Source organism: Actinomycetospora lutea (assembly GCF_028737205.1).
GTDB classification, from domain to species: domain Bacteria; phylum Actinomycetota; class Actinomycetes; order Mycobacteriales; family Pseudonocardiaceae; genus Actinomycetospora; species Actinomycetospora lutea.
On record NZ_JAQZAL010000006.1, the window covers coordinates 70,263 to 88,024 of the forward strand.

General features: G+C 70.0%; 12 protein-coding genes. All 12 read left to right on the top strand.

The window, feature by feature from the left end:
* The 12 genes from PHK61_RS08765 to rplW all read left to right on the top strand — a co-directional run bounded on the left by PHK61_RS08765 (position 1) and on the right by rplW (position 17,759).
* On the top strand, positions 1-654 hold the full coding sequence (locus PHK61_RS08765; RefSeq protein WP_274280593.1) for a hypothetical protein: 654 nt from the start codon (positions 1-3) through the stop codon (positions 652-654).
* Between the two features lie 31 nt (positions 655-685).
* Positions 686-1,840 carry a hypothetical protein gene (locus PHK61_RS08770; RefSeq protein ID WP_274280594.1) on the top strand — a complete coding sequence of 385 codons (1,155 nt, stop codon included), beginning with the start codon at positions 686-688 and terminating at the stop codon, positions 1,838-1,840.
* Positions 1,841-2,257: 417 nt separating this feature from the next.
* The gene (gene rpoB / locus PHK61_RS08775; RefSeq protein ID WP_274280595.1) at positions 2,258-5,743 is read left to right on the top strand and encodes a DNA-directed RNA polymerase subunit beta; all 3,486 of its coding nucleotides are present in this window, start codon (positions 2,258-2,260) and stop codon (positions 5,741-5,743) included.
* A 97-nt stretch (positions 5,744-5,840) separates the two neighbouring features.
* Complete coding sequence (locus PHK61_RS08780; protein WP_274280596.1) at positions 5,841-9,749, top strand: DNA-directed RNA polymerase subunit beta'; 3,909 nt, start codon at positions 5,841-5,843, stop codon at positions 9,747-9,749.
* An 884-nt stretch (positions 9,750-10,633) separates the two neighbouring features.
* On the top strand, positions 10,634-11,008 hold the full coding sequence (gene rpsL / locus PHK61_RS08785; RefSeq protein ID WP_116708457.1) for a 30S ribosomal protein S12: 375 nt from the start codon (positions 10,634-10,636) through the stop codon (positions 11,006-11,008).
* Between the two features lies 1 nt (position 11,009).
* Complete coding sequence (gene rpsG / locus PHK61_RS08790; RefSeq protein WP_274280597.1) at positions 11,010-11,480, top strand: 30S ribosomal protein S7; 471 nt, start codon at positions 11,010-11,012, stop codon at positions 11,478-11,480.
* Positions 11,481-11,580: 100 nt separating this feature from the next.
* A complete protein-coding gene (fusA, locus tag PHK61_RS08795) occupies positions 11,581-13,683 on the top strand; it encodes an elongation factor G (protein ID WP_274280598.1) in 2,103 nt (700 codons plus the stop codon).
* Between the two features lie 235 nt (positions 13,684-13,918).
* A complete protein-coding gene (tuf, locus tag PHK61_RS08800; protein WP_274280599.1) occupies positions 13,919-15,112 on the top strand; it encodes an elongation factor Tu in 1,194 nt (397 codons plus the stop codon).
* A gap of 415 nt (positions 15,113-15,527) precedes the next feature.
* Positions 15,528-15,833, top strand: a complete 306-nt coding sequence (rpsJ, locus tag PHK61_RS08805; protein WP_018177839.1) for a 30S ribosomal protein S10 — start codon at positions 15,528-15,530, stop codon at positions 15,831-15,833.
* A 47-nt stretch (positions 15,834-15,880) separates the two neighbouring features.
* Positions 15,881-16,534 (top strand): 50S ribosomal protein L3, encoded by a 654-nt coding sequence (gene rplC / locus PHK61_RS08810; RefSeq protein WP_476287554.1) that lies wholly within the window; start codon positions 15,881-15,883, stop codon positions 16,532-16,534.
* A 242-nt stretch (positions 16,535-16,776) separates the two neighbouring features.
* Positions 16,777-17,457, top strand: a complete 681-nt coding sequence (gene rplD / locus PHK61_RS08815; protein WP_274280706.1) for a 50S ribosomal protein L4 — start codon at positions 16,777-16,779, stop codon at positions 17,455-17,457.
* On the top strand, positions 17,454-17,759 hold the full coding sequence (rplW, locus tag PHK61_RS08820) for a 50S ribosomal protein L23 (RefSeq protein ID WP_274200572.1): 306 nt from the start codon (positions 17,454-17,456) through the stop codon (positions 17,757-17,759). Before rplD ends, rplW begins: the two co-directional genes overlap by 4 nt.
* Positions 17,760-17,762 lie beyond the last annotated feature (3 nt).

Genomic DNA, 17,762 nt, shown 5'->3' on the forward strand with positions numbered 1-17,762 from the left:
GTGCACGACCCCGCCGGCGCTCCCCCCTTGCCCGGCGGACGACCTGAGGAGCTGAGCGCCACGTCCCCGACGACGGCCCAGAAGGCCCCCGAGAACGACCCCGAGAACGACCGGGCCACGAAGAAGGCGGCGACCCCCGAGGAGCGCCGCCGACGCCTGGTCACCGTGCTCGCCGTGCTGACGGTCCTGGCGCTCGGCGCCGCGATCGCCAGCGGCGTCTACTGGTGGACCGGGACGCAGAGCGACGACGCGAGCTCGGCGCAGATGCGTGACGAGGCGATCGACGCCGCCGAACAGATCGTCGTCAACATCAACACGGTGCGGCCGTCGACGCTGGACGCGGACCTCGAGGCCGCCCAGTCGTCGCTGACGGAGCCGATGCTCGGCGAGTACCAGCGGGTCCGGCAGCAGTTCGCCGAGAACCTGCGCCAGTCGCAGGCCGAGGTCATCGCGACCCCGGTCTCCGCGGCCCTGACCGCGTTCGACCCCGCCCACGAGCCGCCCACGGCCTCGGCGATCGTCGCGATCGACGTCAACGCCCGCAGCGCCACCGCGCAGCCCCAGTCCAAGCAGCAGCTGTTCCTCGTCGAGATGATCCGTACGCCGGACGGCTGGAAGGCCGCCAAGGCGACGCCCTCGACCGGACAGCAGTAGCCCCGGCCGACCCGAGAAAGGGGGAGTCACCGTGCCACCCCGCTCCCGCACCAAGCCCGGTTCGACGAACCGCCGCCCGAAGGTCGCCGGACTCCGCCAGCACGCCCACGCCGGCGCCGGCGCGCCCCCGGTCGACCACGCCGACGCGCCGGACCTCGAGGACCGCCTCGACGCGCCGCCGGAGTCGCCGGTCGAGCGCCCGGTCGAGGCGCCCGTCGAGACCCCGACGGACGCGGCTCCGACCGCACCCCCGGTGTCGACCGACGACGACGCGCCGGCGACCGCCTCCGCCGCGTCCGTCGACGACCCCGCCGCCGCGTCCGCCGACGACCCCACCGACGCGGAGCCCGACGCCGCGACCGCCCGGGCCGAGACCACCGCGCTGTCGACGCAGGAGACCGACGAGCAGCCCGGCGACACGGTCGCCGAGAGCACGACGGTCACCGAGGACGAGGCCGAGACGAGGACCGCGGGCCCGACGACCGTGACGGCCCCGCGGACCAACCGCGCCCGGCGGGGCACGCGGATGACCCCGCGCGCCGTGCCGACCGAGGACGTCGAGACCGCGCGGCCGACCCGCGCCGCGAAGCCCGCCCGGGTCCGGGCCGGGGCGGAGGCCCCGCCGCGTCGCTTGGTGCGCCAGCGCGAGGCCCTCGGTCGTTTCGCCGGCTCGCGAGCACTGCCGATCACGCTGGTCGTGGCGATCGTGGTGTGTCTCGTCCTCGGCGGCCTCGCGTTCTGGAAGGGCCGCGAGGCCTGGACGAGCGGGCCGGTGAGCAACGGGGCCGTCGTCGACGTCGGCGGCACCGCGGAACTCGTCGGGCAGAGCCGCGAGGCCATCGAGAAGATCTTCTCGTACGACTTCTCCCGCCTCGACGACTCGGCCGATGCGGCCCGGACGATGTCGACGGGCCAGTTCTCGCAGCGGTACATGTCCGTGTTCGACCAGACGATCCGGCAGCCGGCCCAGCAGCAGCAGCTGCGCCAGACGGCGACCGTCGTCAACATCGGCGTGACGGAGATGCGCGACGACCGGGCCACGGTCATGGCGCTGACCCAGTTCTCCGCTCAGCGCACCACGACCGGCCAGTCGACGAATGCCCCGGGGCTGCTGCGCCTCGACATGGAGCGGGTCGACGGGCGCTGGAAGCTCGCCGAGCTGACACCCCTGAGGGCCAACCGATAGATCCGTTCCACGACGCGCCGGGCGGGCCACGAACCTCTTCGTGGCCCGCCCGGCGCGTTCGCATGTGCGCTGACCTGCGCGGGATCGTTGTGCTGGCCGGGGGACACCCAGCGCGTCCCACTTGACTCCGGGGGCACGGGCGGTCACTCTGTTCGCAGCGCGGCGCCCCTGCGTCAGACCCCGGAGGTCGATCCCGCCCTGTGCGGACGCTCCTCCTCCGGCGCGTCACGAGGGGGGCCGTTCGACAGGTGCCATCATGCATGGCTAGACTGTCGGATCGCGCTGCCCTACGTCTGTCTCGCCCTCCCGTGTGCCGACGCCCGGGGCCGCGTCCACGCCGACCGGGGCGCTGCGCTGCCCTCCGGACGGTGAAGCTACTGACAGCGTTCAGACAGCGTTGTTCCGGAAGGACGCATCTTGGCAGTTACCCGCGCCACCAAGGTCTCGAACCACCACGCGTCGTTCCCCGGGGCGCCCACCCGGGTCTCTTTCGCCAAGCTCGACCAGCCTCTCGAGGTTCCCGACCTGCTCTCCCTGCAGACCCAGTCGTTCGAGTGGCTGGTCGGCAGCGAGGAGTGGTTCGAGCGTCGCGTGGAGGCGGGTGAGGAGCTCCCCGTCGGTGGCCTGGAGGAGGTCCTCTCCGAGATCTCCCCGATCGAGGACTTCTCCGGCTCGATGAGCCTGTCCTTCTCCGACCCGCGCTTCGACGAGGTCAAGGCCTCCGTCGAGGAGTGCAAGGACAAGGACATGACGTACTCGGCGCCGCTCTTCGTCACCGCCGAGTTCACCAACAACACCACCGGCGAGATCAAGAGCCAGACGGTCTTCATGGGCGACTTCCCCGTGATGACCGACAAGGGCACCTTCATCATCAACGGCACCGAGCGCGTGGTCGTCTCGCAGCTCGTCCGTTCCCCCGGGGTGTACTTCGACCGTTCGGTCGACAAGACCACCGACAAGGACGTCTTCAGCGTCAAGATCATCCCGAGCCGCGGCGCCTGGCTCGAGTTCGACGTCGACAAGCGCGACACCGTCGGTGTCCGCATCGACCGCAAGCGCCGCCAGCCGGTCACCGTGCTGCTGAAGGCGCTGGGCTGGACCACCGAGCAGATCCAGGAGAAGTTCCACTTCTCCGAGACGCTGCTCGCCACCCTGGAGAAGGACTCCACCGCCGGGCAGGACGAGGCCCTGCTCGACATCTACCGCAAGCTGCGTCCGGGCGAGCCGCCCACGCGCGAGAGCGCCCAGACGCTCCTGGAGAACCTCTTCTTCAAGGACAAGCGCTACGACCTGGCCAAGGTCGGCCGCTACAAGGTCAACAAGAAGCTGGGGTCGGACGTCGAGCCGTCCACCGGCACGCTGACCGAGGACGACATCATCAACACGATCTCCTATCTCGTGCGCCTGCACGCGGGGGAGACCGAGGTCGCGGCGCCCGACGGGTCCGGCGAGATCCCCGTCGAGACCGACGACATCGACCACTTCGGCAACCGCCGCCTGCGCACCGTCGGCGAGCTCATCCAGAACCAGATCCGGGTGGGTCTCTCCCGCATGGAGCGCGTCGTGCGCGAGCGCATGACGACGCAGGACGTCGAGGCCATCACGCCGCAGACCCTGATCAACATCCGGCCCGTCGTGGCCGCGATCAAGGAGTTCTTCGGCACCTCGCAGCTCTCGCAGTTCATGGACCAGACCAACCCGCTCGCGGGCCTGACCCACAAGCGCCGGCTCTCGGCGCTGGGTCCGGGCGGTCTGTCGCGTGAGCGCGCGGGCATGGAGGTCCGCGACGTCCACCCGTCGCACTACGGCCGCATGTGCCCGATCGAGACGCCGGAAGGCCCGAACATCGGCCTGATCGGCTCGCTGTCGAGCTTCGCGCGGGTCAACCCGTTCGGCTTCATCGAGACGCCGTACCGCAAGGTCGTCGAGGGTGTCGTCACCGACCAGATCGACTACCTGACCGCGGACGAGGAGGACCGCTTCGTCGTCGCGCAGGCCAACGCGCCGCTCGACGAGGACGGCCACTACACCGAGGACCGCGTGCTGGTCCGGCGCAAGGGCGGCGACGTCGACCTCATCGCGCCCGCGCGCGTCGACTACATGGACGTCTCGCCGCGCCAGATGGTGTCGGTCGCGACGGCCATGATCCCGTTCCTCGAGCACGACGACGCCAACCGCGCGCTGATGGGCGCCAACATGCAGCGCCAGTCGGTGCCGCTGCTGCGCTCGGAGTCGCCGCTGGTCGGCACGGGCATGGAGCTGCGGGCCGCCGTCGACGCCGGTGACGTCATCGCCACCGACCGCGGCGGTGTGGTCGAGGAGCTCTGCGCGGACTACATCACGATCATGGACGACGAGGGTCAGCGCACCACCCACCGTCTCCACAAGTTCACGCGGTCCAACCAGGGCACCTGCATCAACCAGAAGCCGATCGTCTCCGAGGGCGACCGCGTCGAGGCCCGCCAGGTCCTCGCCGACGGGCCGTGCACCGAGGACGGCGAGATGGCCCTCGGGAAGAACCTGCTCGTGGCGATCATGCCGTGGGAGGGCCACAACTACGAGGACGCGATCATCCTGTCGCAGCGCCTCGTGCAGGACGACGTCCTGACCTCGATCCACATCGAGGAGCACGAGATCGACGCCCGCGACACCAAGCTGGGCGCCGAGGAGATCACCCGGGACATCCCGAACGTCTCCGAGGAGGTCCTGGCCGACCTCGACGAGCGCGGCATCATCCGCATCGGGGCCGAGGTCGCGGACGGCGACATCCTCGTCGGCAAGGTGACGCCGAAGGGCGAGACCGAGCTGACCCCGGAGGAGCGCCTCCTGCGCGCGATCTTCGGTGAGAAGGCGCGCGAGGTGCGCGACACCTCGCTGAAGGTCCCGCACGGCGAGACCGGCAAGGTCATCGGCATCCGGGTGTTCTCCCGCGACGACGACGACGAGCTGCCGCCCGGGGTCAACGAGCTGGTCCGCGTCTACGTGGCCCAGAAGCGCAAGATCTCCGAGGGCGACAAGCTCGCCGGCCGCCACGGCAACAAGGGCGTCATCGGCAAGATCCTGCCGGTGGAGGACATGCCGTTCCTCGCCGACGGGACGCCGGTCGACATCGTCCTCAACACCCACGGTGTGCCGCGACGGATGAACATCGGCCAGGTGCTCGAGACCCACCTCGGGTGGATCGCGAAGAGCGGCTGGGAGGTCGACCCCGACAACACCGCCGAGTGGGCGGTGGACATGCCCGACGACATGCGCCGGGTGGAGCCCGACACGAACACCGCGACGCCGGTGTTCGACGGCGCCCGCCAGGCCGAGATCTCGGGTCTGCTGGCGTCGACGCTGCCCAACCGCGACGGCGTGCGTCTGGTCGGCGAGGACGGCAAGGCGCAGATCTTCGACGGACGTACCGGCGAGCCCTACCCGCACCAGATCGCGGTCGGCTACATGTACATCCTCAAGCTGCTGCACCTGGTGGACGACAAGATCCACGCCCGCTCCACGGGCCCGTACTCGATGATCACCCAGCAGCCGCTGGGCGGGAAGGCGCAGTTCGGCGGTCAGCGCTTCGGCGAGATGGAGTGCTGGGCCATGCAGGCCTACGGCGCGGCCTACACGCTGCAGGAGCTGCTGACCATCAAGTCCGACGACGTGCTCGGCCGCGTGAAGGTCTACGAGGCCATCGTCAAGGGCGAGAACATCCCCGAGCCGGGCATCCCCGAGTCGTTCAAGGTGCTGCTCAAGGAGCTCCAGTCGCTCTGCCTCAACGTGGAGGTGCTGTCGTCCGACGGCGCCGCCATCGAGATGCGTGACGGCGACGACGAGGACCTCGAGCGCGCCGCCGCGAACCTCGGCATCAACCTGTCCCGCAACGAGTCGCCGTCGGTCGACGACGTCGTCAACTAGCACCTCGCCGGCCGGCCCCCGGCCAAGCACGAGAGACAGTGCCGGGGCCGGCCCTGAGGACCTTCGATACACCGCTCACCCATCCAGGGGAGAACCTTTGCTCGACGTCAACTTCTTCGACGAGCTGCGGATCGGTCTGGCCACCGCCGACGACATCCGCCAGTGGTCCTTCGGCGAGGTCAAGAAGCCCGAGACCATCAACTACCGCACGCTCAAGCCCGAGAAGGACGGCCTCTTCTGCGAGAAGATCTTCGGCCCCACCCGGGACTGGGAGTGCTACTGCGGTAAGTACAAGCGTGTCCGCTTCAAGGGCATCATCTGCGAGCGCTGCGGCGTCGAGGTGACCCGGGCCAAGGTGCGCCGCGAGCGCATGGGCCACATCGAGCTGGCCGCGCCCGTCACGCACATCTGGTACTTCAAGGGTGTCCCGTCGCGTCTCGGCTACCTGCTGGACCTGGCGCCCAAGGACCTCGAGAAGATCATCTACTTCGCTGCCTACGTGATCACCGAGGTGAACGCCGAGCAGCGGCACAACGACCAGTCGACGCTCGAGAACGAGATCTCGGGCGAGCGCAAGCGCCTCGAGACCCAGCGCGACAACGACCTCGAGGCCCGCGCCCAGAAGCTCGAGAGCGACATCGCCGAGCTCGAGGCCGAGGGCGCGAAGTCCGACGTGCGGCGCAAGGTCAAGGAGGGCGGCGAGCGCGAGATGCGCCAGCTGCGCGACCGTGCGCAGCGCGAGATCGACCGCCTCGACGAGGTCTGGACCACGTTCACCAAGCTCGACCGTGGCCAGCTCATCTCCGACGAGACGCTGTACCGCGAGCTCTACGACCGCTACGCGGACTACTTCACCGGTGCCATGGGTGCCGAGGCGATCCAGAAGCTCCTGGAGACCTTCGACATCGACGCCGAGGCCGACAACCTCCGCGAGACCATCCGCAGCGGCAAGGGGCAGCGCAAGCTGCGCGCGCTCAAGCGGCTCAAGGTCGTCGCGGCCTTCCAGGCCACCGGCAACCGGCCCACCGGCATGGTGCTCGACTGCGTCCCGGTCATCCCGCCGGACCTGCGCCCGATGGTGCAGCTCGACGGTGGCCGCTTCGCCACGTCGGACCTCAACGACCTGTACCGCCGGGTCATCAACCGCAACAACCGCCTCAAGCGACTGATCGACCTCGGCGCGCCCGAGATCATCGTCAACAACGAGAAGCGGATGCTGCAGGAGGCCGTCGACGCGCTGTTCGACAACGGCCGCCGCGGCCGGCCGGTCACCGGCCCGGGCAACCGCCCGCTGAAGTCGCTGTCCGACCTGCTCAAGGGCAAGCAGGGCCGGTTCCGCCAGAACCTGCTCGGCAAGCGCGTCGACTACTCCGGCCGTTCGGTCATCGTGGTCGGCCCGCAGCTCAAGCTGCACCAGTGCGGCCTGCCCAAGCAGATGGCGCTCGAGCTGTTCAAGCCGTTCGTCATGAAGCGGCTGGTCGACCTCAACCACGCCCAGAACATCAAGTCCGCCAAGCGGATGGTCGAGCGTCAGCGCGGCCAGGTCTGGGACGTGCTCGAGGAGGTCATCAACGAGCACCCGGTGATGCTCAACCGGGCGCCCACGCTGCACCGCCTCGGCATCCAGGCCTTCGAGCCGCAGCTCGTCGAGGGCAAGGCGATCCAGCTGCACCCGCTCGTCTGCGAGGCGTTCAACGCCGACTTCGACGGCGACCAGATGGCGGTCCACCTGCCGCTGTCCGCCGAGGCGCAGGCCGAGGCCCGCATCCTCATGCTGTCGGCGAACAACATCCTGTCGCCGGCGTCGGGCAAGCCGCTGGCCATGCCCCGCCTCGACATGGTGACCGGCCTGTACTACCTGACCCAGCGGCGCGAGGGCGCCACCGGCGAGGGCCAGGCCTTCTCGTCGCCCGCCGAGGCGATCATGGCCTACGACCTGGGGACGCTCGACCTCCAGGCGCCGGCGAAGATCCGCGTCGACGGCTCGGTCGTGCCCGGTCCGGGGATGACCAACGGGGAGTACGAGCCCGGCAAGCCGTGGCTCGCCGACACCACGCTGGGCCGGGTGCTCTTCAACGAGCTGCTGCCGGAGGACTACCCCTTCGTCAACGACCAGCTCCCGAAGAAGCGCCAGGCCGCGATCATCAACGACCTCGCCGAGCGCTACTCGATGACCGAGGTCGCGATGACCCTGGACCGGCTCAAGGACGCCGGCTTCCACTGGGCCACGCGCTCGGGCGTCACGATCGCCATCGACGACGTCGTCGTGCCGCCGCGCAAGCAGGAGATCCTCGACGAGTACGAGGGTCGCGCGGAGCAGGTGAACAAGCGCTACCAGCGCGGTGCGCTCTCCTACCAGGAGCGCAACGACGAGATGGTGCGCATCTGGGGCCAGGCCACCGAGGAGGTGGCCAAGGCGATGGAGGACTACTTCCCCGCGGACAACTCGATCTCGCGGATCGTCGCCTCCGGCGCGGCCGGCAACATGACCCAGGTGCGCCAGCTCGCGGGCATGAAGGGCCTGGTCGCGAACCCGAAGGGTGAGTTCATCCCGCGGCCGATCAAGTCCAACTTCCGCGAGGGCTTCTCGGTGGTCGAGTACTTCATCTCGACCCACGGCACGCGCAAGGGTCTCGCCGACACCGCGCTGCGCACCGCCGACTCGGGCTACCTGACCCGGCGCCTGGTCGACGTCTCGCAGGACGTCATCGTCCGCGAGATCGACTGCGGCACCGAGCGCGGCATCCCGATGCCGATCGGCGAGGAGGGCCCCCACGGGCTCGTCCGCGACGTGCACGTCGACACCAGCGTCTACACGCGGACGGCGGCCTCGGCCGTCACCGACGACGCCGGCACCGTGCTGCTCGACCGCGGCGCCGACATCGGCCAGCAGGCGATCGACGCCCTCCTGGGCGCCGGCGTCGGCAAGGTCCGCGTCCGCAGCGTCCTGACCTGCGACTCGGCCCAGGGCGTCTGCGCGATGTGCTACGGCCGCTCGCTGGCCACCGGCAAGCTCGTCGACGTCGGCGAGGCGGTCGGCATCGTCGCCGCGCAGTCGATCGGTGAGCCCGGCACGCAGCTGACGATGCGCACCTTCCACACCGGTGGCGTTGCGGGTGAGGACATCACCACGGGTCTGCCGCGTGTCCAGGAGCTCTTCGAGGCCCGCGTCCCGAAGGGCAAGGCGCCCATCGCCGACGTGGACGGCCGCATCCAGCTCGAGGACGGCGACAAGTTCTGGAAGATCACCCTCATCCCGGACGACGGGAGCGAGGAGGTCGTCTACGACAAGCTGTCCAAGCGCCAGCGGCTCGCGACCCTCACGGTCGACGGGTCCGAGCGCCCGCTGCAGGACGGCGACCACGTCGGCGTCGGGCAGCAGCTGCTCGAGGGCACGGCCGACCCGCACGAGGTCCTGCGCGTGATGGGCCCCCGCGAGGTGCAGCTGCACCTCGTCGACCAGGTGCAGAAGGTGTACCGGTCGCAGGGTGTATCCATTCACGACAAGCACATCGAGGTCATCGTCCGGCAGATGCTCCGCCGGGTGACGATCATCGACTCGGGCGCCACCGAGTTCCTGCCCGGTGGTGTCGTCGACCGCGCCGAGTTCGAGGCGGCCAACCGCAAGGTGGTCTCCGAGGGCGGTGACCCGGCGGCGGCCCGCCCGGTGCTCATGGGCATCACGAAGGCCTCGCTGGCCACCGAGTCGTGGCTGTCCGCCGCCTCCTTCCAGGAGACGACGCGCATCCTGACCAACGCGGCGATCGAGGGGAAGTCCGACAGCCTCGTGGGGCTGAAGGAGAACGTCATCATCGGCAAGCTGATCCCGGCCGGCACCGGCATCAACCGGTACCGGAACATCCAGGTCCAGCCGACCGAGGAGGCGCGCGCGGCGGCCTACGCCCTGCCGAGCTACGACGACGGGTACTACGCCCCCGACGTCTTCGGCTCGGGCACCGGCGCGGCCGTGCCGCTCGACGACTACGACTTCGGACAGTTCCGCTGACCGGAGACGGAGCGGAGCGGAATTCGATCATCGAGACCGCGCTGTAGTCCGCACGACACCGGAGGGCGTCCCCGCTGCTGGCGGGGGCGCCCTCCGTCGTGTGTGCAGGGCCGCACGCCGAGATCAGGAGGCCGAGGGGCGCCGGCGCGCCGGCCCTTGCCCGGCGTCGGTCCCGCGCAGATCTCGAGATCACGAGCACGCCATGTCCCCGGGGTCGCCGCGCGACGCACACCAGGTACTCGTGATCACGCGACGGTGTCGTGCGCGCCCGCCCGCGAAGGGCACCTTCGTTCGCAACCGGCAGCGCGCCGGACCCCGCGCGTCGGACCCCGCGTCGGGGAGCGAGGGCGTCCTTCGCTGCGCAGGACGCGGCCAGGGAGTCCCTCGCTGCGTCACCCCCGGCGACGTGCTGCGCCACCCCGGACCCCGCCGCGCGGGCGGGAATCGCCGGCGCCGGGGCGGCGTTGTACCGCTCACGAGGACACGGGTCGGGCGCGGGTTGCAGGTCGCTCGGGCCACGGTATCCTCGCCACCAGTCCGGTCGGTGCGGTGCAGTCGACCCGCGCCGGCATGGCCGTCGAACCGGCGGTCGAGGACCACGGAGGGGCCGCGGCGCAGGACACCGGCGGCGTCGCCGGGCCGTTGCAGGCGGTCTCCGGCACCCTGATCCGACCCGCTGCAACGTGCCCTCACGCACGCGCGTACCCTGGTGTCCAGTGCCCGACGTGGTCGGGTCGCTCCGCGTGCCCCGGATGTGCGGTGCGCCGGTCCGAGGATCCCGAGGACCTCGGCGCCCCCCGTGTGGCCGGTCGGTACGCCAGGTGTGCCGGACGCGGAGCAGCAGCCCGATCAGACAGCAGCAGAGGAACGGAAACAGCCGGTCGATGCCCACCATCCAGCAGTTGGTCCGCCGGGGCCGCGAGGACAAGGTCGAGAAGACCAAGACCGCGGCCCTCAAGGGGAGCCCGCAGCGCCGCGGCGTCTGCACGCGCGTCTACACCACCACGCCGAAGAAGCCGAACTCCGCGCTGCGCAAGGTCGCGCGCGTCCGGCTCTCGAACGGCATCGAGGTCACGGCCTACATCCCCGGTGAGGGCCACAACCTGCAGGAGCATTCGATCGTGCTCGTGCGCGGCGGTCGGGTGAAGGACCTGCCGGGCGTTCGCTACAAGATCATTCGCGGCGCGCTGGACACGCAGGCGGTCAAGAACCGCAAACAGGCCCGCAGCCGCTACGGGACGAAGAAGGACAAGAGCTGACATGCCGCGCAAGGGACCCGCTCCGAAGCGTCCGCTCGTCGCCGACCCGGTCTACGGGTCGCCGCTCGTGACGCAGCTGGTGAACAAGGTGCTCGTCGACGGCAAGCGCTCGCTGGCCGAGCGCATCGTCTACGGGGCGATGGAGGGCTGCCGGGAGCGCAACGGCGCCGACCCCGTCGTCACGCTCAAGCGGGCGCTGGACAACGTCAAGCCGGCCCTCGAGGTCCGCAGCCGCCGCGTCGGTGGCGCGACCTACCAGGTGCCGATCGAGGTCCGCGCCGGCCGCTCGACCACGCTCGGGCTGCGCTGGCTGATCACCTACTCCCGGGCGCGCCGGGAGAAGACGATGATCGACCGGCTCACCAACGAGCTGCTGGACGCCTCGAACGGCCTCGGTGCCGCCGTGAAGCGTCGCGAGGACACGCACAAGATGGCGGAGTCGAACAAGGCGTTCGCGCACTACCGCTGGTGATCCGGCGGGGCGCCCGGGTGCGAACCACCCGGGGCCCCACGGATCGAGACACATCCGCCGCGGGACCCGCGGCGACGACCCGACGGGAAGAGGAAATCTCGTGGCACGCGACGTGCTGACCGACCTGGGCAAGGTCCGCAACATCGGGATCATGGCCCACATCGACGCGGGCAAGACCACCACGACCGAACGCGTCCTGTTCTACACCGGCATCAACTACAAGATCGGTGAGGTCCACGACGGCGCGGCCACGATGGACTGGATGGAGGAGGAGCAGAAGCGCGGCATCACGATCACGTCCGCCGCGACGACCTGCTTCTGGAAAGACCACCAGATCAACATCATCGACACGCCGGGTCACGTCGACTTCACGGTCGAGGTGGAGCGCTCCCTGCGCGTCCTGGACGGCGCCGTCGCCGTCTTCGACGGCAAGGAGGGCGTCGAGCCGCAGTCGGAGACGGTGTGGCGCCAGGCCGACACCTACAACGTCCCGCGCATCTGCTTCGTCAACAAGATGGACAAGCTCGGCGCGGACTTCTACTTCACCGTGCAGACCATCAAGGACCGCCTCGGCGCCAAGCCGCTGGTCCTGCAGCTGCCGATGGGGTCGGAGTCGGAGTTCTACGGCGTCATCGACCTGGTGCGCATGCGCGCGCTGACCTGGCGCGGCGAGGTCTCCAAGGGCGAGGACTACGCCGTCGAGGAGATCCCGGCCGACCGTGCCGACGAGGTCGAGGAGTACCGGACTGCCCTCATCGAGGCCATCGCCGAGAACGACGAGGCGCTCATGGAGCGCTACTTCGCCGGCGAGGAGCTCACGGTCGAGGAGATCGAGCACGGCATCCGCGCCGTGACGGTCACCGGTGACTACTACCCGGTCATCTGTGGCTCGGCGTTCAAGAACAAGGGCGTGCAGCCCATGCTCGACGCCGTCATCGCGTACCTGCCGGCGCCGACCGACGTCCCCGCCGTCAACGGCACGCTGCTCGACGGCGAGACCGCGGTGCAGCGCCACGCCAGCACCGACGAGCCGTTCTCCGCGCTCGCGTTCAAGATCGCCGCGCACCCGTTCTACGGGAAGCTGACCTACGTCCGCGTGTACTCGGGCAAGCTCGCCCAGGGCACGCAGATCATCAACTCGACCAAGGACCGCAAGGAGCGCATCGGCAAGCTGCTGCAGATGCACTCCAACAAGGAGAACCCGGTCGACGAGGCCCGCGCCGGCCACATCTACGCGGTGGTGGGCCTGAAGGACACGACGACGGGCGACACCCTCTGCGACCCGCAGAACCCGGTGATCCTCGAGTCGATGACCTTCCCGGAGCCGGTCATCTCCGTCGCGGTCGAGCCGAAGTCGAAGGCCGACCAGGAGAAGCTCTCCACGGCCATCCAGCGCCTCGCCGACGAGGACCCGACCTTCCGGGTCAACCTCGACGAGGAGACCGGTCAGACGATCATCTCGGGGATGGGCGAGCTCCACCTCGAGGTGCTGGTCAACCGGATGAAGTCGGACTTCAAGGTCGAAGCCAACATCGGCAAGCCGCAGGTGGCCTACCGCGAGACCATCCGGCGGACGGTCGAGAAGTACGAGTACACGCACAAGAAGCAGACCGGTGGCTCGGGGCAGTTCGCCCGCGTCATCATCAAGCTCGAGCCGCTCGAGAAGACGGCCGACGGCCCGCTCTACGAGTTCTCCAACAAGGTGACCGGCGGCCGCGTGCCGCGGGAGTACATCCCGTCGGTGGACGAGGGCGCCCAGGACGCGATGCAGTACGGCATCCTGGCCGGCTACCCGATGGTCGGGCTCAAGCTGACGCTGCTCGACGGGCAGTACCACGAGGTCGACTCGTCGGAGATGGCGTTCAAGGTGGCCGGGTCGATGGCGCTCAAGGAGGCGGCCCGCAAGGCCGACCCCGCGCTGCTCGAGCCGGTGATGGCCGTCGAGGTGAACACGCCCGAGGACTACATGGGCGACGTCATCGGCGACCTCAACTCCCGCCGTGGCCAGATCCAGGCCATGGAGGAGCGGGCCGGCGGCCGCGTCGTGCGCGCGATCGTCCCGCTCTCGGAGATGTTCGGCTACGTCGGCGACCTGCGGTCGCGGACCCAGGGCCGGGCGAACTACTCCATGCAGTTCGACTCCTACGCGGAGGTCCCGGCCAACGTGGCCAAGGAGATCATCGCCAAGGCGACCGGCGAGTGATGCCGGTCCGTGACCCGGGTGCGAGCCCGGGTCGAGGCGGCACGAAGCGCAGCGGAGCTGCCGCGCCGAAGGCCGTCAACGGACCAGGTCGCGGGCCGTCGCGGGGCTTTCGCTAGCCTCGTGTCGGCCCTCTCGGTCCTCCGAGACACGGCAGGACCCACACCGACGAGCACCATCCGTTCCGTCCCACCACCAGGGGCGGGCGGGAGAACAGAAGTCCAGGAGGACGAGAGCAGTGGCGAAGGCCAAGTTCGAGCGGACCAAGCCGCACGTCAACATCGGCACGATCGGTCACATCGACCACGGGAAGACGACGCTCACCGCGGCGATCACCAAGGTGCTGCACGACAAGTTCCCCGACCTCAACCAGGCCTCGGCGTTCGACATGATCGACAAGGCCCCCGAGGAGCGGCAGCGCGGCATCACGATCTCGATCGCGCACGTCGAGTACCAGACCGAGAAGCGCCACTACGCGCACGTCGACTGCCCCGGGCACGCCGACTACGTCAAGAACATGATCACGGGTGCCGCCCAGATGGACGGCGCCATCCTCGTGGTGGCCGCCACCGACGGCCCCATGCCGCAGACCCGCGAGCACGTGCTGCTCGCCCGCCAGGTCGGCGTGCCCTACATCGTGGTGGCGCTGAACAAGGCGGACATGGTCGACGACGAGGAGATCATGGAGCTCGTCGAGATGGAGGTCCGCGAGCTGCTGAGCTCGCAGGACTTCCCCGGCGACGACCTCCCCGTGGTCCGCGTCTCGGCGCTCAAGGCGCTCGAGGGCGACGCCGAGTGGGCGAACGCGATCGTGTCGCTGATGGACGCCGTCGACGACAACATCCCGTCGCCGGAGCGTGACACGGACAAGCCGTTCCTCATGCCCGTCGAGGACGTCTTCACCATCACCGGTCGCGGCACCGTCGTCACCGGCCGCGTCGAGCGCGGCATCGTCAAGGTGAACGAGGAGGTGGAGATCATCGGCATCCGCGCGAAGTCGACGAAGACCACCACCACGGGCATCGAGATGTTCCGCAAGCTGCTCGACGAGGGTCGCGCCGGCGACAACGTCGGCCTCCTCCTGCGCGGCATCAAGCGCGAGGACGTCGAGCGCGGCATGGTCATCGGCAAGCCGGGCTCGATCACCCCGCACACCGAGTTCGAGGGCCAGGTCTACATCCTGGGCAAGGACGAGGGCGGACGGCACACGCCGTTCTTCAACAACTACCGCCCGCAGTTCTACTTCCGGACCACCGACGTCACCGGCGTCGTGACGCTGCCGGAGGGCACCGAGATGGTCATGCCCGGTGACAACACCGAGATGTCCGTCCAGCTGATCCAGCCGATCGCCATGGAGGAGGGCCTCCAGTTCGCCATCCGTGAGGGTGGCCGGACGGTCGGCGCCGGCCAGGTCATCAAGATCAACAAGTAGCACCCGAGGCCCCGGTGAACGGGCGCGAGAGCGTCCGTGCGACACTGGAGCCCTAGCTCGCACGGGGCGGCCGGCTCATGCGGTATCGAGCCGGCCGCCCTGCTGTGAGCGGGGGTCCGAGAGCCACACCGTGGGCCCGGGCCGACGGCCACGCGCCGGAGGTCCACCGTGCCGCCATCCCTCGCGGGTGCGGGACGGACACACGTTGAACAGCGCGGGGTCCGCGGGGCCGCAGCGTGCTCAGGGCACGCGGCGGAGCCTGCCGACGGATTCGACACGCCCGACCGCGTGGACCGGCAACGGTCCCGGTGGGGACACGGATTCGACCGGCACGCACCGGGGCGTCTCGAGAACCTGGCCAGCCACCGGGGGCGTATGCCCCCGGCGGGACGAGAAGAGGAACGGCAAAGCCACCATGGCGGGACAGAAGATCCGCATCCGGCTCAAGGCCTACGACCACGAAGCGATCGACGCGTCGGCTCGCAAGATCGTCGAGACCGTGACGCGCACCGGCGCCTCCGTGGTCGGGCCCGTGCCGCTGCCCACCGAGAAGAACGTGTACTGCGTCATCCGCTCGCCGCACAAGTACAAGGACTCGCGCGAGCACTTCGAGATGCGCACGCACAAGCGACTGATCGACATCGTCGACCCCACGCCGAAGACGGTGGACGCGCTCATGCGCATCGACCTCCCGGCGAGCGTCGACGTGAACATCCAGTGAGGTCGGAGATGACTGCAGCACACTCCCCGGCCAAGCCGGAGCGGAAGATGAGCGGCGTCCTCGGCACCAAGGTCGGCATGACCCAGGTCTTCGACGAGGCGAACCGCATCGTCCCGGTGACCGTCGTCAAGGCCGGCCCCTGCGTCGTCACGCAGGTGCGGACGCCCTCGGTCGACGGCTACAACGCCGTCCAGATCGCCTACGGGGCGATCGACCCGCGCAAGGTGAACAAGCCCGAGACGGGCCACTTCTCCAAGGCCGGTGTCACCCCGCGGCGCCACCTCGCCGAGCTCCGCACGAGCGACGCGAGCGAGTACGAGGTCGGCCAGGAGGTCACCGCCGAGGCGTTCTCCGCCGGCAACGTCGTCGACGTCTCGGGCACGAGCAAGGGCAAGGGCACCGCAGGTGTCATGAAGCGCCACGGCTTCGGCGGCCTCGGGGCCAGCCACGGCACGCAGCGCAAGCACCGCTCGCCCGGCTCCATCGGCGGCTGCGCCACCCCGGCGCGCGTCTTCAAGGGCACGCGCATGGCCGGCCGCATGGGCAACGTCAAGACCACCACCCAGAACCTGACCGTGCACGGCGTCGACGCCGACGCGGGCCTGCTGCTCATCCGCGGCGCCGTCCCGGGCCCGCGCGGCGGCCTCGTCCTCGTGACCTCGGCCGCGAAGGTCGACCCCGCGAAGGGCGGTGCCCAGTGACTTCCCCCGAATCCTCCAAGGCCGCCGACGGACACACCCCCGGCGTGACCGACACCGAGGGCAAGGACGGCGGCGAGCAGGTCTCGGCCCCGACGACCTCGGCGACGGCCGCCGCGACCGCGACGCTGGAGGCCTCGACGCCGCAGACGGCGCGCCGCTCCGGCTACTCGGCCGGCGAGGCCCGTCGCCTCGCGCGCCGTGACGCCCACGCGCAGGCCGGCGGCGAGACCCGCACGGTCTCGGTGCACACGCCCACCGGCGGCACCGACGGCACCGCGGAGCTCCCGGGCCAGCTGTTCGACGCCCCGGCGAGCACCGCGCTCATGCACCAGGTCGTCACCGCGCAGCTCGCGGCGGCCCGCCAGGGCACGCACGACACCAAGACACGCGGCGAGGTCCGCGGCGGCGGCAAGAAGCCGTACCGCCAGAAGGGCACCGGCCGCGCCCGCCAGGGCTCGGTGCGCGCGCCGCAGTTCACCGGCGGCGGCACCGTCCACGGGCCGACGCCGCGCGACTACGACCAGCGGACCCCGAAGAAGATGAAGGCGGCGGCCCTGCGCGGCGCGCTGTCGGACCGCGCCCGTCACGAGCGCATCCACGTCTTCTCCGCGCTGGTCGACGGCGACGCACCGTCCACCAGGGGCGCGCGCACCGCGCTCGAGGGCGTCGTGACGCCGAGCCGTGAGCACCGCCTGGTCCTCGCGGTCATCACCCGCGACGACGAGGCCGGCCGCCGCAGCGTGGCCAACCTGCCGGCGGTCCACCAGATCACGCCGGACCAGCTGAACACCTACGACGTCCTGCGTGCCGACGACGTGGTCTTCACGTCGGCGGCACTCGAGGCGTTCGTGAACCGCGCAGCGGAGCGGAGCCGGTCCGAGACCGCCGCCCGCACCGCGGGTGGACAGGAGGCCGAGAAGTGATCGCCGACCCGCGAGACGTGATCATCGCGCCGGTCATCTCCGAGAAGAGCTACGGGCTCCTCGAGGAGCGCCAGTACACGTTCCTGGTGCGCCCGGACGCGAACAAGACGCAGATCAAGATCGCCGTCCAGGAGATCTTCGACGTGCAGGTGGCCAGCGTGAACACGCTGAACCGCGAGGGCAAGCGCAAGCGCTCCCGCCGCGGCTTCGGCAAGCGCAAGGACACCAAGCGCGCGGTCGTGACGGTGACGCCCGAGAGCCGGACCATCGACGTGTTCGGCGCGCCCGGGGCAGGGAGCTGACCA